The organism is Scytonema sp. NUACC21 (genome assembly GCF_054684315.1).
This window is the reverse complement of record NZ_BAAFZH010000051.1, coordinates 13,864-35,850: the sequence shown is the minus strand read 5'-3', so window position 1 is coordinate 35,850 and position 21,987 is coordinate 13,864. Positions and strand designations below refer to the sequence as shown.

Annotated in this window: 16 protein-coding genes and 2 pseudogenes; 8 read left to right on the top strand and 10 right to left on the bottom strand. The window is 43.2% G+C overall.

Annotated features, from left to right (window positions below):
* Positions 1–62: 62 nt before the first annotated feature.
* The 8 genes and pseudogenes from ACYRY3_RS06860 to ACYRY3_RS06825 form a co-directional block, all read right to left on the bottom strand.
* A complete protein-coding gene (locus ACYRY3_RS06860) occupies positions 63–434 on the bottom strand; it encodes a hypothetical protein (protein ID WP_460200952.1) in 372 nt (123 codons plus the stop codon).
* Positions 435–459: 25 nt separating this feature from the next.
* On the bottom strand, positions 460–1,746 hold the full coding sequence (locus ACYRY3_RS06855; protein WP_460200950.1) for a nitroreductase family protein: 1,287 nt from the start codon (positions 1,744–1,746) through the stop codon (positions 460–462).
* On the bottom strand, positions 1,721–2,185 hold the full coding sequence (locus tag ACYRY3_RS06850) for an ankyrin repeat domain-containing protein (RefSeq protein ID WP_460200948.1): 465 nt from the start codon (positions 2,183–2,185) through the stop codon (positions 1,721–1,723). The genes ACYRY3_RS06855 and ACYRY3_RS06850 overlap by 26 nt, the downstream gene beginning before the upstream one ends.
* Positions 2,186–2,475: 290 nt before the next feature.
* Positions 2,476–2,871: pseudogene (gene minD, locus ACYRY3_RS06845) on the bottom strand (septum site-determining protein MinD); the annotation flags it as partial.
* A 163-nt stretch (positions 2,872–3,034) separates the two neighbouring features.
* A complete protein-coding gene (minC, locus tag ACYRY3_RS06840; RefSeq protein WP_460200947.1) occupies positions 3,035–4,255 on the bottom strand; it encodes a septum site-determining protein MinC in 1,221 nt (406 codons plus the stop codon).
* Positions 4,256–4,339: 84 nt separating this feature from the next.
* Positions 4,340–5,677, bottom strand: a complete 1,338-nt coding sequence (locus ACYRY3_RS06835) for a four-carbon acid sugar kinase family protein (RefSeq protein ID WP_460200946.1) — start codon at positions 5,675–5,677, stop codon at positions 4,340–4,342.
* A 7-nt stretch (positions 5,678–5,684) separates the two neighbouring features.
* Positions 5,685–6,353: a hypothetical protein gene (locus tag ACYRY3_RS06830; RefSeq protein WP_460200945.1), complete on the bottom strand. Its 669-nt coding sequence runs from the start codon at positions 6,351–6,353 to the stop codon at positions 5,685–5,687.
* Between the two features lie 45 nt (positions 6,354–6,398).
* Positions 6,399–7,880 (bottom strand): GTP-binding protein, encoded by a 1,482-nt coding sequence (locus ACYRY3_RS06825; protein WP_460200944.1) that lies wholly within the window; start codon positions 7,878–7,880, stop codon positions 6,399–6,401.
* 352 nt (positions 7,881–8,232) lie between these two features.
* Here ACYRY3_RS06825 and ACYRY3_RS06820 point away from each other — a divergent pair, with 352 nt between their 5' ends.
* From ACYRY3_RS06820 to ACYRY3_RS06790, 7 genes and pseudogenes are all read left to right on the top strand, one after another.
* On the top strand, positions 8,233–9,075 hold the full coding sequence (locus tag ACYRY3_RS06820; RefSeq protein WP_460200943.1) for a YaaW family protein: 843 nt from the start codon (positions 8,233–8,235) through the stop codon (positions 9,073–9,075).
* Positions 9,057–10,442, top strand: a complete 1,386-nt coding sequence (locus ACYRY3_RS06815; RefSeq protein WP_460200942.1) for an O-antigen ligase family protein — start codon at positions 9,057–9,059, stop codon at positions 10,440–10,442. The genes ACYRY3_RS06820 and ACYRY3_RS06815 overlap by 19 nt, the downstream gene beginning before the upstream one ends.
* 302 nt (positions 10,443–10,744) lie before the next feature.
* Complete coding sequence (locus tag ACYRY3_RS06810) at positions 10,745–11,266, top strand: DUF2518 family protein (protein ID WP_460200941.1); 522 nt, start codon at positions 10,745–10,747, stop codon at positions 11,264–11,266.
* Positions 11,267–11,625: 359 nt separating this feature from the next.
* The gene (locus ACYRY3_RS06805) at positions 11,626–12,804 is read left to right on the top strand and encodes an iron-containing alcohol dehydrogenase (RefSeq protein ID WP_460200940.1); all 1,179 of its coding nucleotides are present in this window, start codon (positions 11,626–11,628) and stop codon (positions 12,802–12,804) included.
* A 120-nt stretch (positions 12,805–12,924) separates the two neighbouring features.
* Positions 12,925–13,668, top strand: a pseudogene (locus ACYRY3_RS06800) (aminotransferase class I/II-fold pyridoxal phosphate-dependent enzyme); the annotation flags it as partial.
* 138 nt (positions 13,669–13,806) lie between these two features.
* Positions 13,807–15,057 carry a beta-ketoacyl-ACP synthase II gene (gene fabF / locus ACYRY3_RS06795; RefSeq protein ID WP_460200939.1) on the top strand — a complete coding sequence of 417 codons (1,251 nt, stop codon included), beginning with the start codon at positions 13,807–13,809 and terminating at the stop codon, positions 15,055–15,057.
* 190 nt (positions 15,058–15,247) lie between these two features.
* Positions 15,248–16,030 (top strand): class I SAM-dependent methyltransferase, encoded by a 783-nt coding sequence (locus ACYRY3_RS06790; protein WP_460200937.1) that lies wholly within the window; start codon positions 15,248–15,250, stop codon positions 16,028–16,030.
* Positions 16,031–16,068: 38 nt separating this feature from the next.
* Here the strand turns inward: ACYRY3_RS06790 and ACYRY3_RS06785 are convergent, their stop codons facing one another.
* Positions 16,069–18,627, bottom strand: coding sequence for a PAS domain-containing hybrid sensor histidine kinase/response regulator (locus ACYRY3_RS06785; protein ID WP_460200936.1), 2,559 nt, complete (start codon positions 18,625–18,627; stop codon positions 16,069–16,071).
* Between the two features lie 691 nt (positions 18,628–19,318).
* A complete protein-coding gene (locus ACYRY3_RS06780; protein WP_460200935.1) occupies positions 19,319–20,161 on the bottom strand; it encodes a prephenate/arogenate dehydrogenase in 843 nt (280 codons plus the stop codon).
* Positions 20,162–20,387: 226 nt separating this feature from the next.
* Here ACYRY3_RS06780 and ACYRY3_RS06775 point away from each other — a divergent pair, with 226 nt between their 5' ends.
* Positions 20,388–21,947, top strand: coding sequence for a pentapeptide repeat-containing protein (locus tag ACYRY3_RS06775; RefSeq protein ID WP_460200973.1), 1,560 nt, complete (start codon positions 20,388–20,390; stop codon positions 21,945–21,947).
* The last annotated feature ends 40 nt before the right edge of the window (positions 21,948–21,987 follow it).

Genomic DNA, 21,987 nt, shown 5'->3' with positions numbered 1-21,987 from the left:
GTGGTTATTGGTTAGTGGTAGCTACTAACTACTAACTACTAACTATTAACTATTAACAGCCCCTACGCCATATTTCGGTAAACAGACAATTCATCGACTCTCATTTCAAAGGGCATTCCCTGACCTTTTGGCGGGCAAACGCGAATTCTAGCACTAGTAATAAGTTTGTGCAGTAATTCTGCCATCGTCGCCAGTTTTTGCAGGATACGCCAGTTGGTGATTTGGTCCGGACATTCGATGACTAAAGTCAAAGCAGCTTCATAATAGGTAACATACCATCTACAAGTAGATAGTAAATCTTGAATGTTGCGATCGCACCCTTCATAAAAGTATCTGCTAATAGAATACTCCAGTTGCTGGCGTAAAATAATATCTGCCGATGTTAATTGGATAGGGTGTGAATCTTCCTCGTGAAAGAAATGCTTTCTCTTCATCTTCCTTGTCCCTTGATTGCTCCATCTATATACCAATTACCAATGCGTAAAGAACGTCTTTCTGTGTTTCTAGAAAATCCCTAGTTTCATCATCATAGAAAGCGCCAATACCACTACATTGAACACCCCAGTAATTACTGAATAAATATACCCTTTGTCCTAAAAAACCAGCAATTTGCATCGCAGTTTGATAATTCCTGTAATCGGATACAAAAAACAAAGTTACAGCACTCTCTTTGGCAAGGGCTTGATTCACACACAAATATCCTACCCTGTCACTAAAATGACCTGCTTTAATCAGGCGCTTTCGGTTATATAACCCCGGCGATATGCCTTTTACTTTGTGAATCACAGAGTAAATTTCTATCTCCTCAAAATTTTCTGTTGGTACTGCTTTTTCAACTTCCTGCAAGATACTACAAAAAATATGTGCAGAGATAGGTTGTTGGTGAAAACGCCTGATTGAACGCCTGTTCCGAACAGTTTGGAAAAACCTTTCCTTGTCAAAGTTAAACTGCGGATGCTCGAGTTGCTTTTGAGAACTTGCCTGCGAAGCAGTTTCTATATAGCCATCTTCAATAAATTTATTGGCTTCAAAATAATCGGTTCCGCAGACAAAAGGAACTTTCAGCCTGAGGCGTCTGACCTTTTTTGCTTGGAACTCACCAGAAATGGCGCAAGCTGTGATAAACTCTTTATTCTCAAAACCCAAATCAGCATTGAGAGCGAGTTTATCAAAATCAAAAACGAGTTGGATATCGCGATCGTGAAAGTAAGCTGAAGCTGCAATAGCACCTAGATGATGACCGCTATCCAGAAAGCAGTACCTCACACTCCTGTCTTGATATTTCCAACTAGACCTATAATAAACGCAACTTATTAAAAAAATGAATCCGTTGATACTATTATTGGGTGAAATATAACTTTCTAATCCATCATCAATCAATTCATAAATAAGAGTTAGACAATTATTTGCAACTTCTAGATGGTATATCCCGTCAACTATCCCTTTTATTCCGCGAATTTGGACATAAACCTCGCTAGGATAAAGCGCCCCTGCTGATGGGTTGACTCGCAGCTTGTAGGAACCATCTTGATAACTTTTCTCAAATGTTATGGCACTTGTTAACCAAATAAATGAATGAATCGGATTATGAACATCCAGTGCCAGTCGCCTGTAAAACCTTGGATACAATTTAAACGCGGAAGGTTGGGTAGATGCATCCACATAGTTTGGATTAGTCAGGACGGAGAGGTATGAATGTTTTGTAGCGTCGTGATAATTTTTACCTACTTTCTTGCCTGCTTGCATTTTTTAGTATTCTTAAAACGTCTACATTACTTGCAAAGTCTATTGCTTTAAAATCATCTAAGTTCTTCAACTCTAGATTGGGGTTATGCTTAAGGAGTAACTGGGCGACTTCTGTCTTACCTGCTGATGCTGCATACATTAGCACGGTAGCACCATTATCATTTTGGTTGTTAATATCAATATTGGCAGCTAGCAACACATCAATTAATTGATAATGATTGCCAAAACAAGCAAACCATAGGGCATTGTTCCCGTCATTGTTTCTAGCATTCACATCAGCACCAGCATCAATCAGTTCCCTCACAACTGAGTCGATACCTTCTCTGGTCGCTTTCATTAATGCTGTATCACCATTCTCACCCCGGCAATTTAAATCTTGATGAGCGTAGCCTTTCGCTATTAGCCATTGATGAGTCGTTTCACTTAAAGAAGACTGCATACTTGTTCCTATTGAGACTTTAAATTAAGCTCTGAATTGGTTCTACCAAATCTGGTTTTTGAAGAGACGGTTTTGGTTTATGTTATGGTAATGCGATCGCGGTTTGTTGCTATATTTTTGTTGAGTTGCAACGATTGATGTCTATGATATTATAACAGCCAATCTACGGGGTTCATAATTTGATTTTATGTTGGGTTTCGTTCCTCAACCCAACCTACGGGGTTCATAATTTGATTTTATGTTGGGTTTCGTTCCTCAACCCAACCTACGGGGTTCATAATTTGATTTTATATCGCATTTTTAAACCCCATTTCGATTCCTGCTGGGCTATCAATTAAAACATATTCGTACTTTTGTGCCAGCGCATTTACCAAAAGCTTCATTTGGTCGGGAGTGACCGCGTCCTTGGTGCGATTTTGTGCTGCTGGTAACAGGACTAGATTGGGTTGCCTCTTATCTTTGACTAAAGCTTGCTCCAGGCGACACTCTCTAGCCAAAACTTCTACCGCAGTGTAGACTATACGGTTTTCCAGCCCCAGTAGCAAATCCAAATTTCTCAGACCAAAATCCGCGTCAACCAAAGCAACTTGACGCCCCATTTTGGCTAACGCCATCCCTAGATTTGCTGTTATCGTGGTTTTACCCACACCTCCTTTGCCAGAGGTAACGACAATAATTCGAGTCATAAGATATCTCGCTTAGAAACCCACAGATTTTATTCGTGGGAGGTAAAGCAGGCAACTTGGCGCGATTAGTGATTAAGAATATACAACAAAAAAGTATGAAGGATAAAGTATGAAGTTAAGTCTAGCTTACTGCTTGCTTGATACTCTATCCTCGATCCTGTTTTTATTCCTCATCCTGATTTTGATTCAATCTACTTAATAATATTTTAGAAAAATCGGCTGCCCTAGCGATGCGAATTCCCTGTGGAGTGATGTAAGCCACCTCAGGATGAAACTGCATCGGAGTTTTTTCGGGTGCCCTAGCCACTGCATCAGCTATCCGCAGTTGGGTGGGTTCCATTTGCAAAGCCATAATCATACAATTTCGATTTCCACTCGCACCTGCATGAGCGATTCCACGCAGACGACCCCAAACTAGAATATCTCCATCTGCTACTACGTTACCACCCGGATTTAAATCTCCTAAAAGAATAATATGACCGGGATGGCGAATTTCCTCTCCAGAACGCAATGTTTTTTCTAAATACAGAGGTTCTGCTAAAGGTGGTTTGGTAGGTTTGGGTTCGGAGGCAAGAGTTTTTTGCGGCTGTACTTGTTCTACAGAATAGCCAGCGGTTGCAGCTGCAATGGCAGTTTGGCGACGACTCGTAGTTACGGACTTAAGATGAACTTGGAATTGATTTAAAATCTCAGCCAGTTCTTGGAGTTGCCTCCCGTCTAACAAACGGTCTTGTGCTAATAGGTGTACTTTTGTATTGGGTGCGAAAGAGCGATCGCAAGCTAAAAGCCGCAACTTCATTTGTTGCCAAATATCCGACCAGCTGTATGTTGAGGAAGAGGCTTGGGATTCTGTTGGCAGAACCAATACGAGTCTGTCTTTCTCACTTTTGAGCTGAACTTGGATATTTTGATTCACCACCGTATTTTCTAGGGTAGGTGAACCATCCAATTCTAAATTAACTGAGCCAGGATTTGACTCTACACTGGGAACGACAAAATTTGACTCCACAGTGGAAAGTGAAAGATGTGACTCTATCTCAGGAACGACTGCATTTGGTTCTACATCGAAAGCCACAGAAGTTAACTCCGCATTCACAACCTGTTGTGGTGAGTCTTGATGAGAAACAATAGAATTTAATTCCGCATTTACATCGGCAGGATGAGAGTTTTCATCGGAAACCACAGAATTTAACTCCGCATCAACAATGGGGTTTGACTTTAAATAAACGAGAACAGATTTTACTTCAGATTCTGGGAGGACGGGATTTTCATCTGCATTAGAGTAGCTAGACATCGACTTTACATCAGATAGGGCAGAAACAGCCTCTACATCAGTCAAGGCTTTTGTTGATTGTAAATTTGGTAAAGCAGAATTAGACGTCATGCAAAAGTTACCAAAGTACCAAACCCTGCAATTACCTATAGTAGGTGAGTTGCTTTTGGCAAAAATTTTATTAAAAGTTAATCTTTACGATTGAGTCATTTTACTTAACCTTTGGTAAACAGTGGCTAGAGCATGAGCATCGCCAACATTTCCAGGAAATAAGACCACTGGTAAATTGGGAAACTGGGGGTGATTTGATGGAGTTTTTACCATTGAACAACCAGCCAGGATTTGACCGAGCAATCGGGCTGAGGTCAAAGCCAAACCAGTACTTAAAACGTCATTTGAAGTAATGCCACCCTTGCTAATTAAAAATCCGATATCTGATGGTAGACCCCGCACAATATCCATCAATAAACCTGAAACCTTTATCCCAAACTGCAATCTGGTTTCTACATCCTGAAAAGACAGTTCTGTACGACTTGTATAAATCACTGGTGTTTTACCAGCATCGTGTACTGTTCGGACACTTTCCAACACCTCGGTTAGTAGTGTAAGTGTAATAGATTCATTTGGGCTCTTCTCAACCAACTGTTTAACATCTACTTCTATACCAGTTGTTCCCTCTTCTTGCAATAGCATTTTCAGCTGTTCGGTTGTCTTCCGAACATGGGAACCTACTATCACCGCACCAGGTTTACCTCCTCTAACATACTGTGCCATGTTTTCTGCAGCAATGGGTTGGGGCGGCAATGCTGCTAAAGCTGTTAAGATGCTGGCAGCGCTGCGAAACAAAAATCGCTTTCCCTCACTGGCGGCGGCTAGAACGTCTTGTGCAAAGCTGTTGAGGTCTGCTTGAGTTTCTCCATCCACAACAGCACACTGATTGTTATTAAGTTTCTTTAAGCGTTCCCAACTTCCAGTACGAATATCCGCTAGTAAAAATCGCTCTACAGAATCAGCACTGATGCGTCCTTGGGTTTTTTCTTCCACATACTTTGGCAAATAACTGTGATGGTAGCCAAAGACTGAATCACGGGCAAACTCAGTTTCATGTACTGGGGTTGGAACACCATCAATTATCAAGTAATGCACGCTATCACGAGTAATACGCCCACCCTCAAAAAATGCCGGTACAAGAAAATGAGCATCAAACGGACCGAGTTCTTGTGCGATCGCATCGGTTTCAATCGGGTAATGTCCCCGCAAGGTAGAATCAGAACGGCTGACGACAAGAAAATCGTGAATTCCTTCAGCTTCTATTGCCTGCTTGAGGTTACGACAAACTTCTTTGGTGACAGATGCTGCTTTATCTGGAGGAAGCGCCCTTGTGTTAGTTAGCACAAAGAAGATCGGTGAATCATCCTGCAACCCCAAGCGTAAGGTATCCACATCCCAACGCATTAGCAGCAAGCAACTGTGGACTGTTTGAGAACCTGTGGGGTCGTCATCCAGGACAATTATTTTTGGTTTGGTGCTCATCTTTGTGTTACGGGGGAGACTGCAATTTTCTTATCTCTGCTTGCACATCAATGGCAATCTGCAATGATTGATTTAGGATTTGAGCGTATTCGCCAGCTTGAGAGCTAATTTGTAAAGACGTTGCGTGCAAGGTCTCTACGTTAGTGACAAATAACTCTTGGTTATTAGCAAGCAGTTTTTTATTATCTCGCAAAATTCGTTCAGTTTTCAAAGCTCGGACTAAATCTTCCCGAATCAGTTGTAAAGCAGCGATAACTTTCTCTCTATCGTTGAGGCTGCTGTCATTTCCCGATGTTGTAAGTTGGTCGTGAATATCTATTGCTTTGATAACAGAATGATATTTATCAACTTCATCTAAAAGTGTTGTTAGTGTTTTTTGACTGGTGAAACGCCGCCATACCCAACGGGTAACAACCACAGCAACTGGCACTAGAATTAATAAGATAAGACCGAAAAGAATAGAAGAACCTAAGATTGGCAAAATAATAAAAGCATAAATAGCACCAACAATAATAGGTGTCAGTGCTAGTGCTACAACCATTTCATTGATGAGAAAACTTAATCGCTTCTCGCGATTTTTCATAATGGAAGGTCGAAAAACATCATCTGGGTCTGACCCAATCAAACGTCTTAGCTCTCCCTTGCTAATTTCCAAGCCTAATAAATCTGGCTGCACGGACGGATACTCCTATCAGAACGCGAATTGCGTATTTATGGTATTTTAGTAAACCTTTACCTTATTGCGTAATTCATCCTTAATTCGGTTAAGAATTGAACTTTCATCAAGGTCTGCCAAAATTTTACCAATCACAGCTTTAGGCCCATTGGGTCCCCATGACGCCCCATTTGCTAAATACGCTTTGGTCACTTGCCCTATAGCATAGGAAGAAACACCAGCAACGCTAGCTTGAGTGAGTGCTACCGATAAATACGGACCCAGGGAAAAACCACCTGTCGCAGGTGCAGACAGACCAAGTAGAGTTTTGAGAGAACTTAAACCAAGGTTTGCTAGTAATTCGCTTGCCGTGATGCCACCCATCCCAAGAGCAATTTGCTTTAACAAGTTTACGGCTCCTGTTTCTGTCATGGGAATGCTGTATAGTTTTGATAACCCTACAATCAGAGCAATGTCGATCGCCGCACCACTGAGAAAATCGACTACCGTTACGGGATTGAGAGCAATGGCGATCGCTTTTGTCATGACTGACTTCCAAATCAGTTGATTGGCAGCATTATCCCGAATCGTCAGCTTGCGCTGCACCAATTGCTCATTAATATTATCAGCATAAATCATTGTGTTGAGGGCGACTAAGGCTTTCCCCTCACGGTGCAGAATTTCTAAAATTTTCAGCTTGAGGTCTTCAACTTGAGCAGTTCCCGAACGTAACTGGATACCCTGTGTTCCATCGGGGCGACGAACCATCGTCCTTATCAATGGGGATGCTGCTGCCATAACAATTTCATCAGGTGAAAGTAACTCTCTGACTCTCTCATCCCGAATTTTCTGATAAATTGCCATTCGGTCTGCTTGTGGATACTGGTCTACTTTGTTAAACACCAGCAAAATAGGCTTACCAATCTCTCGCAACTGAGACAGGGCTTCGTGTTCGACTTTGGTCATGTCACCAGAAATCACAAACAGAATTAAATCTGCCTGTTTTGCGATCTTTTCTGCCAGTGCAGCGCGGGTTTCACCATCAACTTCATCTAAACCGGGGGTGTCAATTAATTCCACCTGAGATTGACCCACCCCTGGTAAAGTCACTCGCAAAGCGTGTTCTGTGCTGCCAATTGCCTCGGAAGTCATACTCCAGCTTGCTGTTTGAGCCGTGCGAGTTACCCCGTGTAACGGTCCTGTTTCAAATACTGCTTGCCCTACCAATGCGTTGAGGAGAGAGGATTTACCCCGTCCTACCATCCCAAAAGCAGCTATTTGCACTACCATGCGTTCCAATTTTCCCAACATGGTTTCCAAATCGGCAATTTCCATCTCCAGCCCTTCTTTTTCCTCAGGTCTAAGGTCAAGATGGGCTACCAAATTTTGCAGTGTTGTTTGTGCTTGTTTGTAGTTCAGTTCCGCCTGAATATCGTCAAAGGTGAAAATGGCACTGTTGAGTTCTTCTTCCCAGTTGGAAGAAGGAATGTCACTTTGGGGCGAATGGCTACTATGATGCGGTTCTGGGGAGGGTAATGTCGAAGTCATATCAATTTCGTATTTTTGATTTAGATTTTGGATTATAAATTTTTATAGACCCCAGTCTCCATCCTAGTGATTTTTGCCAGCACAGTGTAGGGGGGGAGTGAGGGAGTGAGGGAGTGAGGGAGTGAGGGAGTGAGGGAGGAAGTGAGGGAGTGAGGGAGGCTAATGACAAATGACCAATGACAAATGACCAATGACCAATGAGTCAATAGTCATTGGTCATTAGAAATTATCTAGGACAAAGGACAACTAACCAAGGACAAATGACACCAAACGATCCAAAGATAACTCATGAGTCCCAGATCCTAATAGTAGAATAAGGTACATAAAAGCTGTATGGCAGGAGGAAGGGAAATTGGACGAACTAAGGGCGGCGCTAGAGCTGGCAACAGAAGAGGAATTAAAGGATTTGACGGCAATTCTTTTTAGTCGTAAGTTTAATCCTCTAGACTACGTTCATACACCTGAGCCCATAGAAGTGCAAAGTAAAGGTCGTCAAGCTTGGATAGATTCCCTAGAGCAACGCTTTCGCTTTTTGGCTGCCGATGGGCTGACGGTCTTGCGAGGGCGTACCCGTCAGCTTACTTACAGGCAAGTGCTGATTCAAGTATGCAAGTATTTAAAAATACCTTATTTGGATACACTGACGACTGTCGATTTAGAATCAGAGATATTTTTGTATCTGCTTGGACACGTGTGGAAAAAATTACCGGAAAAAGACAAGCAAAAATTGACAGTAAAGGTTCAGCGTCAGCTAGCCAAATCACAACCCAATCAACCCCTACCGCTTTCATTGCAGCAAGACCCTATAGGGCTCCTTTTTAAAGGTGGAAGTGCCTTAGCTGTTACCACCGTTATCCAGCCACTGCTGCTGAAACAATTTGCCCGTCAATTTGCAATGCACTTTGCTACCTATGAAGTTACCAAACAAACCGTGTTGAAGGGTTCCGGAGCCGCAGCTAACCAGTTTCAGAGTTATGTCACTTTACAGATGGCAAAACAAGGTATGGCTGTAAGTGCAGCTCGTTATAGTGTAGTTCGTAGTATGTTTTCCTTTTTAGGACCCATGATGTGGGCTTGGTTTTTTGCAGACTTAGGATGGAGAACAATCGCTACTAACTATGGCAGAATTATACCAACTATATTCACACTAGCTCAAATTCGCCTCACTCGTACTGAATGTTGGGAGTTCGTGTGAAGAGCGTTTTTCGCTACCTTAACTATGGTTTGCTCGCACCTTGGAAATACGCTCAACTAGGAATCGCTATCTTCCCACTGTGCCCCCTGTTTGGGGCTATAGGGATCGTTTTGGTTCTACTGAGAACTTGGTTGCAACATTACCGCTCAATAATTAACCGCCCCCTCAACAGGGGGTTTGCACTCCTGAGTGTTTTGCTAATCATTAGCGCGAGCTTTGCCTATGATAAAACTGCTGCTTTCTTAGGCTTATTTAATCTCATACCTTACTTTCTCGTTTTTGCCGCCAGCAGTGCTTTGATTCAGACCATAGCTCAATTACGGCAACTGTCTTGGATTCTGACAATAACCTCTGTGCCAGTCATAATTCTTGGGCTGGGACAGTTGTTTTTAGGATGGACAACACCAGAGCAAGGTTGGATAGGTGTTTTGGGTTGGGCGATCGCACCTGGAGGAGAACCCCCAGGTCGAATGTCTTCCATATTTATGTATGCCAACAGCTTAGCTGGATATCTGATGATTGTTTTCATCCTACAACTAGGATTGTGGGTAGAAAGCTATCAGCAGTTGAGGACAAGGAGACAAAGTACACAAAGAGACAAGGTAGACAAGGAGGACAAGGTAAAACTTTCTCCCTCTCTCCCTCACTCCCTCCTCTTCCTCACAGGGGCGAGCGCTCTAAATTTCCTGGCATTAATTTTGACTAACTCGCGGAATGCTTGGGCAATTGCGCTTTTCGCCTGCTTAGCTTATGCACTGTATCAGGGTTGGCGCATTATTGTAGCTGGTGTTATGGGTATAGCGGCTAGCGTACTTGTAGCCGCTTTTGCTCCAACACCTGTTGCTCAATTGTTCCGTAAGTTTGTTCCTGCATTCTTTTGGGCACGGTTGAATGACCAGTTGTATCCAGATAGACCAGTAGCTTTACTCCGCGCAACCCAATGGCAATTTGCTTTGTCTATGACTCAAGACCGTCCTTGGACTGGTTGGGGTTTACGCAATTTTACTTTACTTTATGAAGCAAAAATGAACATTTGGTTGGGACATCCTCATAACTTGTTCTTGATGCTGCTTGCAGAGACAGGTGTACCCGCCACACTTGTTTTCTGCGGTTTACTGTGCTGGATATTCGTTGGTGGTTTCCAACTTTTGCGAAATTCAGAATATTTAGAAGCTAAAGACAAAACAATATTGTTTAGTTACCTTGTTGCATTCACAGGCTGGGTACTATTCAATACCGTAGATGTCAGTCTATTTGATTTTCGATTAAGTGTTATTTCCTGGTTGTTTTTATCTGCTCTTTCCGGTGTTGTATACCGCTATAGCAAACAAAACAGCCCTATAGACGCTAAGCAGCCACAGCCTTAGTTTTCCAGTATATATACTGATGTCAATTTATGCATTAGTAAATAATATAACTATATACACGTCTGTGCTCGTGTGTGACTAATTCCACGTTAGTCACTGTTGCTGATTGTTGGGAAAATGTAGGGATACTCCTTTCTGGCGTTTTCCTGCATGATGGGCATCTTTTGTAGATGCCCTTATTTATTTTTAAGTGGTTGTATGTATAGATTGGCACTTTCACCACTAACAACTCATCATTAACTACTAACAAAATTCGTGTATTAGTAGAAAATTGAAGAGGACACCTAGGTAGCCAACGTCTTATGTTCACAACAGATGATTTTCTTCAATACACCCAATGGTCTGGTATTGCAACATTGGCATTTGCTGGACTGGCAATTTTAGGTTTTATTCTGAAATGGGGACTCCGCTTTCGGCTAGTGGGTGTAACTGGTTTTATGCTAGTGCTTACGACTGGGTTATTTGCTCTCTCGTTGACGCCGTTAACTCGTACTGTCATTCCTGGTGCAATTCACTACAGTCTCGTCTATGATAATGGGGGACCACAAGCAGTGATTGCAATCCCACCAAGTATTACCCCCACAGAATTAGAAGCAACTCTCCGTCAAGCAGCAAGCGATTTGTACTCCTATGGTCGTCTGGGGGCATTAAGTGATAACCAGTTGACTATTAGAGCACGAACTATTTTACACCCAGAACCAGGGGTCTCTATACCAGCTTATTTAGGCCAGGTAAAGAGATCGCTTGCCAAGCGTGAAGACCAGAACATGGCGGTCGAGATTTACCAAGACAAATTTGCGTTGTTACCCCAATCGAACGCTTAAACCTGTAGAGACGCGCTGTTTGAAGCGTCTCTACATCAATGGGAATTTTAAAATTCATATGTTTGTTCAAAACGCCCAAAATTTGATGCTAAGTAAGTCGGCGAGTATATAAAAAAACGTAAAATCTATGGATATGGCTCGTAGTAGCGCTGTCTAGCCTGCGGCACGCAAGAGCGGCGATCGCATACATTTCTACATTTTTTTTGTATTTTGTAATACCTATTTTAGTTTTTGTTAATATATAAATCGAAAATTAAATATTTATAGAAAGCTAAATTGAAAATCATCAAGTTATTGGGCACTGAAGCACTGTCCCCTTAACTTAAGTATCTAGAAGTGCTACTGTCGTAATTAGTTATATGTTGAATCAACCGACGGAAAAGTTGTCTACTCCAACCTCTAGCTCTATCCTCGCCCTTACTGTAGCGCCAGCAAAAGTCATCCGAGGCTCGAAAATTTTGGCTCAGGCAGGCGAAACTATCGCTCTATTGGGAAGCCGTCCCTTAATTGTCGGAGGCGATCGCTCCCTCAAAGTATCTGAACCCCACTTGCAACCACTACTGGAACAGAAAAAGTTTCATTTTGCCTCTGCTCATTATACCCCAGATTGTAGTGAAGCCAGCCTGAAATCCCTACAAAAAGCCGCAAAAGAACACAAGGCGGATGTCATTATTGGTGTAGGCGGCGGTAAGGCATTGGATACAGCTAAATTACTGGCTCACCAATTGCAGCTACCAGCAGTCACAATTCCTACTTCAGCTGCCACCTGTGCTGCTTGGACAGCTTTATCAAACGTGTATTCCGACAATGGGGCTTTTCTCTACGATGTAGCACTAGCGCGTTGTCCCGATTTACTCGTACTTGATTACGACCTAGTTCAAACTGCCCCCCAACGTACACTTGTAGCAGGCATTGGGGATGCGCTGGCAAAGTGGTATGAAGCCTCTGTCAGCAGCGGGCATTCGGAACAAACTTTGATTATTGCGGCGGTGCAACAAGCAAGAGTGTTACGGGATATCCTCTTTCAAAAATCAGCCACTGCCTTGAAGCATCCCGGCGGCGAGGCTTGGAGAGAAGTTGTAGACGCTACAGTCCTGCTTGCTGGTGTGATTGGGGGACTTGGAGGAGCACAATGCCGTACCGTAGCTGCCCATGCCGTACATAACGGTTTGACCCACATTTCAAAAGGAAGCAGCATTCACGGTGAAAAAGTTGCCTACGGTATTTTGGTGCAACTGCGTTTGGAAGAAATGCTCCAAGGCAATCAACTTGCAGTCGCTGCACGACAACAGCTGTTGAAGTTTTATGCAGAGATTGGATTACCGCAAAAATTAAATGATTTGGGATTGGGGAACATCACACTGGCACAGTTGCAAACAGCAGCTGAAATAGCTTTGGCGGCAAATTCCGATATCCACAGACTACCTTTTAAGGTCGCGCTAGAACAATTGATGGCAGCAATGGTGTCTACCACTGCACCAGTAGAAGGAAACCGCGCCCCTTTAAGTTTGACGCCAACTGCGGAAGAAGTTCAGTAAGGTTCAGCATTATGTAATGATAAGAAGTCGCTGCAAGGCAGTGGCTTCTCATCAGAGTCTTTTGGTGATTGGTTATTCTCTCGTCATATAATTCATAATTCATAATTCATAATTTTCTCGATGACATTAGATTGGATTGTCCCAGCCGAACGCGTACAGAAATTACCGCCCTATGTATTTGCCCGTCTAGATGAACTCAAGGCTAAGGCTCGCGAACAAGGACTGGATTTAATTGATTTGGGTATGGGGAACCCAGATGGCGCAACACCCCAACCAGTGGTAGAAGCCGCGATCGCAGCTTTGCAAAATTCGGCAAATCACGGTTATCCTCCTTTTGAAGGAACAGCAAGTTTTCGTCGTGCTATTACTAACTGGTATCAGCGACGTTATGGAGTTGATTTAGATCCAGATAGCGAAGCATTACCGTTACTGGGCTCTAAAGAAGGATTGGGGCATCTTGCCATAGCCTACATCAATCCCGGTGATTTGGTTTTAGTTCCCTCCCCTGCCTACCCTGCCCATTTTCGAGGTCCAGTGATTGCTGGAGGAACAATTCACAGCTTAATTCTCAAACCCGAGAACAACTGGTTGATTGATTTAGCGGCAATTCCCGATGATGTGGCTGAACGAGCAAAGATTCTCTACTTTAATTATCCCAGCAATCCCACGGCAGCAACTGCTCCTCGAGAATTTTTTACAGAAATTGTCGCTTTTGCTCGCAAACACGAGATTTTACTCGTCCATGACTTGTGTTATGCCGAGCTAGCTTTTGATGGTTATCAACCAACGAGTTTGTTAGAAATTCCCGCAGCCAAAGAAATTGGGGTTGAGTTTCATACTCTTTCTAAAACCTACAATATGGCTGTAACGGCACCCTCCCCTTATTAAGGGGAGGGTTAGGGAGGGGTATTTTTATTACAAGTGTTTAACCGAACATGATATGAGTCGAGTTTCCCAAAATTTAACAAGTCTAACCAAAATTTGAGCTTGGAGTTGAGATAAATGTCAGTTGAATTAAAGCGAGTGGTAGTCACGGGTTTGGGAGCCATTACGCCTTTGGGAAATACAGTACCAGAATACTGGCAAGGTCTCCTCCAAGGACGCAGTGGGATTGGACCGATTACTTTGTTTGATGCTTCGCGTTTGAGTTGTCAAATTGCAGGAGAAGTTAAGAATTTTGACCCTTGTGATTATTTAGACCGCAAGGAAGCGAAGCGGATGGATCGCTTTGCTCAGTTTGCTGTTTGTGCCAGTCAGCAGGCGATCGCAGATGCGGGAATTGAAATCAATGAGAGTAATGCCAGCCAAGTTGGTGTAGTCATTGGCACTGGTATTGGTGGGATAAAGGTTCTGGAAACCCAACAGGAAATTTACCTCACAAAAGGACCTGACCGATGCAGCCCTTTTATGGTTCCAATGATGATTGCCAATATGGCTAGTGGGCTGACAGCAATACATACGGGGGCTAGGGGACCTAATTTTTGTACGGTTACTGCCTGTGCTGCGGGTTCCAACGCTATAGGAGAAGCATTTCGTTTGATTCAACGCGGTTACGCCTCTGCAGTTATTTGCGGTGGTACAGAAGCTACAGTCACTCCTTTATCTATGGCTGGATTTGCGTCTGCTAGAGCTTTGTCAACTCGCAATTGCGAACCCACTCGCGCTTCTCGTCCTTTCGATCGCGATCGCGATGGCTTTGTCATGGGAGAAGGAGCGGGAATTTTATTATTAGAGGAGCTAGAGCACGCACTATCCCGTCGGGCTCGCATTTATGCAGAAATCGTTGGCTATGGTCTGACGTGCGATGCCTATCACATGACGGCTCCCTTGAGTGGAGGTTCAGAGGCTGCTAGAGCTATGGAACTGGCATTAAAAGATGCTGGTTTGTTTCCCAATCAAGTCAGTTACATCAATGCTCACGGTACAAGTACCCCTGCCAACGATGTCAATGAAACTTTAGCCATAAAACAAGCTTTAGGACAACAAGCTTTTCATGTCGCCATCAGCTCCACCAAATCTATGACAGGTCATTTGTTGGGCGGTTCTGGGGGCATTGAAGCTGTGGCAACAGTTATGGCAACAGCCACAAACACAATTCCACCAACAATCAATCTGGACAATCCAGACTCTAACTGCGATTTAGATTATGTTCCCCATATAAGCCGAACTAAAAAGGTGGAAGTTGCTCTTTCTAATTCCTTTGGTTTTGGGGGTCACAATGTAACATTAGCATTTAAGAAATTTGAGATTTAAGGGGAGGATAACCAAGTTAAGTAAGGTGACACAAATAAAGTTAATTCATGAAGACTGTCCTTAGTCCTTTGTCATTGGTCATTGGTAAGGATTTCGGTTCGGTTAACATTTTATAACACAGTTCTATTGATTTCTGTTCACTTACTTAATTCAAGGATTTTTTTTGAATAAATAATGAGGGTGCTAGCTGATGAGAGACAGCAACAACATTCTTAAAGAGCAATCAAACACTCGTACCTCTGTTGTTGAGTTGAATGAGGGCTTACAAGATCTGAGTGTTACATGGGAACGTTTTATCCCCAAACAGATAGCTAACGATCCAGCAAGTCAAAGGATAGCTGAGTTGCATCTCAAACGCTACCAGACTGCAGCACGTTATGTAAAAGGGAAAAACGTTCTTGATATTGCATGCGGTAGTGGATACGGCAGCCAAATGCTTGGTGTTGCTGGCGCAAACATCGTTGTGGGGGTTGATGTATGTCCGAAGACCGTGGAATATGCCAGGAAAAACTATCAAACCCCTAATGTTGATTTTACCTGCGCCAATGCTGAGGAATTCGAGTGGTCGAATCAGTTCGATGTTGTTGTTTCTTTCGAGACAATAGAACACCTCAAACATCCTGCCAATTTTCTGAAGCGCATTCATAAGCTTTTGGTTCGCGAAGGTAAATTTTTCCTCTCAGTACCACTAGGCGAAACCCGCCATATAGACCGCTATCACCTCCATGCATTTAGCCAGGAGCAGATATTGAACCTATTAAAGAAAGCAGGATTTTTGGTAGAGGAATATCTTTGTGATGATTGGTTTTTAAATCGTTCCGATCTTCTCCTCTGGAGACAACTCTATCCAGCAGCAAGACTATCATTTCGCGAACAGTACTTTACTCGTAGAGGGTGGCAGCTCATAAGCGACTTTGTCTTTAAGGGTGGTGTTCCTTTCCCCCAGCTATTTATTGTTGCCTACTTACCTTAGTTGTTGCCAACTGTTTTCCAAGGAATTTTTGAAACTTTTTACACATTGCTGGTTTTTCCAGCCAGGTTTGCGATTGCAGTCACCAACTGCTGAGGCTGAACCGGCTTGGGTAGGTGCATCTGAAAACCAGCAGAAATTGCCAGCGTGCGGTCTTCGGCTCTAGCGTATGCCGTCAAAGCCAGAGCAGGAATCTGTCCTAAGCGATCGCTCAAGCGCTCCCGAACCTGTCGGATTAGGGTGTAGCCATCTTCCACTGGCATTCCAAGATCGCTCACCAGGACATCCGGCGTTAAGCGCTCAAGTAAACTCATCGCTTCCCCAACCGAGCCAGCTGTCTTCACCTTTGCTCCTGACTGTTGGAGCATCACAGTGAGCATCTCACGGGCATCAGCTTCGTCATCTACAACTAGTATGTGCAAGCCATCAAGGATTAACTCACCGTTTAACAGCACGTCACTCTCTTGTGTGAGATGCACCTGTGACTTATGATTTGCCTCTATTGCAAGTATATTCATAACTGGCAGATGAACTGTAAACGTTGCCCCCTTTCCCACGCCGGGACTACTTGCTACAACAGTTCCACCGTGCAGTTCCACCAAGTGACGCACAATCGCAAGTCCCAGCCCCAGACCGCTGTGCGATCGCACCGTAGTAGCATCGGCTTGACTAAAGCGATCGAAGATGTAGGGTAGAAATTCAGCGCTGATACCCTGTCCCGTATCGCTGACTGTAATAACGGCATCAGAATTGACGCGTTGTAATTGGATACTAACACAACCACCTTTCGGAGTAAATTTGATGGCGTTAGACAGCAGATTCCAAACGACTTGTTGCAATCGGTCTGAATCACCTGCAACCGGACCTGCTTCGGATTCAAGTATAGATGTCAGTTCAATACCTTTTGCTTCGGCTGCTAAACGCACCGCATCAAGAGCATCGTCAATCACGGGTATAAGTTTAACAGGGCGAATTTGAAGATGCAGCTTGCCCCTGATAATACGCGAAACATCAAGAATATCTTCAACGATTTGGTTTTGTAACCTAGCATTACGCTCGATAGTTTCCAAAGCACGTGTCACGGCTGCTTCATTTAATTTACCCCGACGCAGCAGTTGTACCCATCCAAGTATGGCGTTAAGGGGAGTACGCAGTTCGTGAGAAACCGTTGCCAAAAATTCATCCTTAAGACGACTGGCTTTTTCAGCCTCGTTACGTGCAGCCTGTTCCCTTGCCAAAAGTTGGGTGTGTTCTTGTTCAACCCGTTTGCGTTCTGTGATATCTTGAAAGACAATCACTGCACCGATGATTTGACCATCTACAACTATAGGCGAAGCAGTATACGCAACGGGGAAAATAGTTCCATCCTTACGTGTAAACACATCTAGCTCGTTCCTCACAATCTTGCCTGATTGCAAAACTGTCATCACCTGACAATCCTCCCAAAGAATTGGGGAACCATCTGCGTGTTGAAAGTGAATTGTATTGTGCATATTTTTCCCCAAGATTTCTGCTTCAATCCAGCCCAAGATTTGCTCGGCAGCAGCGTTCAAGAAGGTGACACATCCAGTGTTGTCGATCGCATAAACTCCTTCACCCAAGCTACTCGTAATGGCTTTAGTAAACTGCAACTGGCGGTGCAAACGGCTTAATGCTGTTTGGAGTGATGACTCCGCCCATTTCCGTCGAGTGATGTCAAGGACGAAGCACACAGCATTATCCTGAGACCCCTCCAACAAAGCAGCACCAAGTACAATGGGAACGCGGCTGCCATCTTTGCGAATGTACTCTTTCTCAAAAGGAGTACAAACTCCAGATTCTCTGAGTTCTTTAATAGCTTGTGAATCTCGGTGAAGATACTCCTCTGGTGTCATTTTGTACCAACTCAGCTTACCAGAAAGCAAGTCCTCCCTTGTATAACCCACCATTTTGAGAAAGGCTTCGTTAGCATCTGCAATATTGCCCTTAACATCCGAGAAAATGACACCAACCATTCCAGACTTGGCAAAACGCCTAAAACGTGCTTCGCTCTTCTGGAGCTTTGCTAAGGTTGTTTCCATCTCCCATTTCGCTTTTTGCTCGCGTTCCAGAAACTGAGCGCGTTCTTCCTCAGCCTGCTTGCGGTCGGTAAAGTCCCGCATCACCTTTGTAAAGCCTTTTAACTTGCCAGTTTTATCCCGTAAAGCTGTCATAATTCCAGAAGCCCAGAAACGAGTACTATCCTTGCGGATATGCCAGCGCTCGTCCACCGCCCGACCTTCAGTCTCTGCCGTCCTCATCTCTTGTTCTGGTATCCCATCCTCAATATCTTCCCGTGTAAAAATGCGGGAGCTATGCTGACCGATAAACTCTACTTCCGAGTAGCCTAAAATGCGTTCTACACCCGCATTCCAACTAATATTATGACCGGATGTATCTAGCATAAAAATTGCGTAGTCCCGAACATCTTCTACTGCCAAGCGGAAGTGCTCTTCACTTTCTTTAAGCGCCGTTAAAGTCTCCTTGTGTTCAGCTTCTGACGCTTCAAGAACAGCAATTTGTTGGCGCAACGCCACTAATTCAGCTATGAGTTGGTCTTTTGTTTTGTCTTCATCTTTCATTTTGCGTGCTGTTTGAGAATAGGTAGCAATTGTGCTTAGCTACGGAATCAAGAAATGTGCTCCTTTTATAGGATCGTTTATAATGGAATCTTATCTAAGAAACCATCCTTCTCCTCGACTACCGCAAAGGGTATTTTTCATGTCTTTCTTCAGTAGAACTTTGCGCTTGGGGTGTAGAAAATTTGATTTTTGATATGGCAAACCCGTTTGTAATAGCGAAAATTTTCTACCTTTAGGTAAATGTACAGGGGAGGATTAGCCTTTTCGTACTATCAAGAGTAGGTGTCAAATCGTACCCTTTTCTCGGTTAACTCATGAGGAAGTTGTTTCTATACTCAAAGACCAACAAATTGAGCTAACAGAGGAAATACTAGCCATTAGTGAAGGTAACCCCAGTCAAGCGATCGCTAATATTAATATGTTGACTCATGTATTAAAAGAAATCATCAGTCAAATGAAATTACAGTTAGCTTTACACGATTCAATTTTTTTCAAAAAATTTTGATCGCTCCTTATATCTTGCACCATCACCTTATTGCAAAAATCAAAGCCCAAAAAGCTGATCCCGATCGTAGGTAGGGCTATGCCGCACACCTCCTCCCACAAAGAAGGTGCAAGATTGTTGGGTTTCGTTCCTCAAACGCCACTTGCTTCAATGGGGGGAACCCCCACAACGCAGTGGCTCCCCAACCTACTGCTTAACAAACTTGGATCTTGCTTTGTTGGTTGAGTGTAGTTGCTGTTCTAAAGCAGCCCAATCTTCTTGCTCGATTAAGTGAATCGTTTTGTCTAGATTGTCACGATATTGTAAGAGCGATCGCAATAACTGCTGTCGATTGTACTGTGCCATCATCAGCCCTAATTCTGAATTTCCACCACCCACGCGGCTTGTATCTTTAAAGCCAGAACTAGCAAACTTTTGGGCTAATTCTAAAACTCTTGGATCTGTTTCACTCATACAAGCAGCAATCAATGAGGAACTAACCATTACGGGTAAGTGCGAAATCCAGCTCACTGCTTGGTCGTGTTCTTCTGGCGAACAAGTATAAATATTAGATCCCAGTTCCTCGACTATCTTCTCCACAACAGTTATGGCAGCAGTCGGTGTTGTTGGTAGAGGGGTCAGGACATAAGGCTTATCTAAAAACAAATTCCGCAAAGCCGCTTCTATACCAGTTTCAGTTTTCCCCGCCATTGGGTGTCCGCCTACAAAATTTTCCCAACGTGGCGCAATTGCCTCCACTATCGGTGTTTTTACGGAACCAACATCAGTTACAACTGTATTTGCAGGGAGATGAGCAATTAGCTGCTCAAATGTGGGAATAATATGCCCTAGAGGTGTACAAATAAATACTACCTCTGCTGCTGAAAGCAAGCTCATGTCTACTGAGGCAACATCTACACTGCCAAGGGTTATTGCCCTCTGACAGGTTGATTCCCGGCGACTCACTCCCAAGACATGATGCCCTTGCGATCGCAAATCCAAGCCCAAAGAACCGCCAATTAATCCAAGTCCTAGAATACCAATGTTCATCTAAGTAACTGTGTGCCAATAAACGTAAGTATGTTAACTGTCATTTGTTATTTGTCCTTTGTCCTTTGTTCTTCACAAATGACTGATGACTAATGACTAATGACTATCCTCACTAGTTCACTTTATGTGTACCAATGTACTTTTTTGTGATTTGGAGACTCCATTTTTTCAAGATTTTCTCCATACTGTACCAACTTTTGAAGTTGGCATATCAGGGGTAGCTTCCATGAATGTAGAGGAATTTTTAGACAAATATGCATCAGGTATCAGAGATTTTTACGGAATTGACCTTCGTGAAGCTAACCTGAGTGGCGCAAAACTCAGTGGTGCTCATCTTACCAAAGCTAACTTGAGTGTTGTCAACCTCAGTGGTGCAAATTTAGTTGAAGCTAACTTGAGTTATGCCAAGCTGAATGTTGCTAGATTAAGAGGCGCTAACTTAAAGAAAGCGAACTTAAAAGGCGCTATTCTCAATGTAGCAAATTTGATTCGGGCAGATTTAAGCAATGCCGAACTGAAGGGTGCTTCCATGATTCGCAGTGAATTAATTCGTGCCAATCTCAGTCATGCTGATTTAATGAAGGCAAATCTCAAAGGTGCGGATTTGCGGGAAGCTGCTTTAAGACATGCTGTACTCCGAGAGGCAAATTTGAGTGAGGCAAATTTTAGGGATGCCTTCCTCACAGGGGCTAATCTAGAACTGGCAAACTTAAAAGGGACTGACTTAACTCGTGCTGATTTGAGTGGGGCTAATTTCCGCGATGCAGAACTCAAACAAGCGAATTTCAGTCAAGCTAATTTGAGTGGGGCTAATTTAAGTGGAGCTAATCTCCGATGGGCAGATTTAAGTCGAGCTAATCTCCGATGGGCAGATTTGTCAGGAGCAAAACTAAGTGGGGCTAATTTAATTGGTGCAGATTTAAGTTATGCTAATTTAACTAATGCAAGTCTGATTCACACCGATTTAACCCATGCAAAATTAATCAAGGTGGAGTGGGTTGGCGCTGACCTGACAGGGGCAGTTTTAACCGGGACAAAACTTTACGCCACTTCAAGATTTGGATTAAAAACTGAAGGCATTATTTGCGAGTGGGTGGATCTTAGCCCTGCAGGAGACCAGTCGATTATACACAATTTCACTTCCCTGGACTCTAGTGACTTTTTTAACGAAACTCCACCAACCATCCGAATTATCGTAGATAGACCTCTGGATCACGAAGCGAATTTTGCTATTGCTGGTGCTTATTACCAAATTTCCCAGGAATACCCTGAACTGCAACAACCCCCTGGTGTAGAAATTGGGTGTCGCCGGACGGTATTCACCTTTAGAGTGGATAATGACGAAAGTTTATTACCTATGGCTTATATAGCTATTCTTCCCTTTAAAGATACATCTAACGCTCACAAGAATATTTATACAATTATAGAAATGATTGCTGGCGAAGATATTTCCCAATTAGGTTTGCGGTGCCACTCGATTGAAAAAGTCAACACGCTCTTAGAGAAAGCCATAGATAATGCTGTTATTATAAAGAAAATGAAAAAAGTTCTGGAAATAGTAGGAAAATTTAAGTTTTTCCAAGCTCCCACTCAGATAGTTTTAACAAATTCCAGTGCCCAAACTTTGCTTTTATACGACAATCCTTATTTTGGTAAAAGATTTCTAAATGACTCTAATGACAGTCATTACACAACCCATGATAGCTCTTCTGAAGTCCTAGACACGATCCTGCCATCATTAAATATGATAGTTGATTTTTTTAAGGGGTTTCATTGTATTAGTTAATAGTTGTAGAGACGAGCCATGGCGCGTCTGTTGTAGAGAC

What these genes read in the sequence shown, in the direction of transcription:
- ACYRY3_RS06810 (WP_460200941.1), top strand. Translation starts at nt 10,745, where the DNA reads ATGTTCACAACAGATGATTTTCTTCAATACACCCAATGGTCTGGTATT.
- ACYRY3_RS06825 (WP_460200944.1), bottom strand. Translation starts at nt 7,880, where the DNA reads ATGACTTCGACATTACCCTCCCCAGAACCGCATCATAGTAGCCATTCG.
- ACYRY3_RS06815 (WP_460200942.1), top strand. Translation starts at nt 9,057, where the DNA reads ATGTTGGGAGTTCGTGTGAAGAGCGTTTTTCGCTACCTTAACTATGGT.
- ACYRY3_RS06855 (WP_460200950.1), bottom strand. Translation starts at nt 1,746, where the DNA reads ATGCAAGCAGGCAAGAAAGTAGGTAAAAATTATCACGACGCTACAAAA.
- ACYRY3_RS06790 (WP_460200937.1), top strand. Translation starts at nt 15,248, where the DNA reads ATGAGAGACAGCAACAACATTCTTAAAGAGCAATCAAACACTCGTACC.
- ACYRY3_RS06780 (WP_460200935.1), bottom strand. Translation starts at nt 20,161, where the DNA reads ATGAACATTGGTATTCTAGGACTTGGATTAATTGGCGGTTCTTTGGGC.
- ACYRY3_RS06775 (WP_460200973.1), top strand. Translation starts at nt 20,388, where the DNA reads ATGAATGTAGAGGAATTTTTAGACAAATATGCATCAGGTATCAGAGAT.
- minC (WP_460200947.1), bottom strand. Translation starts at nt 4,255, where the DNA reads ATGACGTCTAATTCTGCTTTACCAAATTTACAATCAACAAAAGCCTTG.
- ACYRY3_RS06850 (WP_460200948.1), bottom strand. Translation starts at nt 2,185, where the DNA reads ATGCAGTCTTCTTTAAGTGAAACGACTCATCAATGGCTAATAGCGAAA.
- ACYRY3_RS06785 (WP_460200936.1), bottom strand. Translation starts at nt 18,627, where the DNA reads ATGAAAGATGAAGACAAAACAAAAGACCAACTCATAGCTGAATTAGTG.
- fabF (WP_460200939.1), top strand. Translation starts at nt 13,807, where the DNA reads ATGTCAGTTGAATTAAAGCGAGTGGTAGTCACGGGTTTGGGAGCCATT.
- ACYRY3_RS06805 (WP_460200940.1), top strand. Translation starts at nt 11,626, where the DNA reads ATGTTGAATCAACCGACGGAAAAGTTGTCTACTCCAACCTCTAGCTCT.
- ACYRY3_RS06860 (WP_460200952.1), bottom strand. Translation starts at nt 434, where the DNA reads ATGAAGAGAAAGCATTTCTTTCACGAGGAAGATTCACACCCTATCCAA.
- ACYRY3_RS06835 (WP_460200946.1), bottom strand. Translation starts at nt 5,677, where the DNA reads ATGAGCACCAAACCAAAAATAATTGTCCTGGATGACGACCCCACAGGT.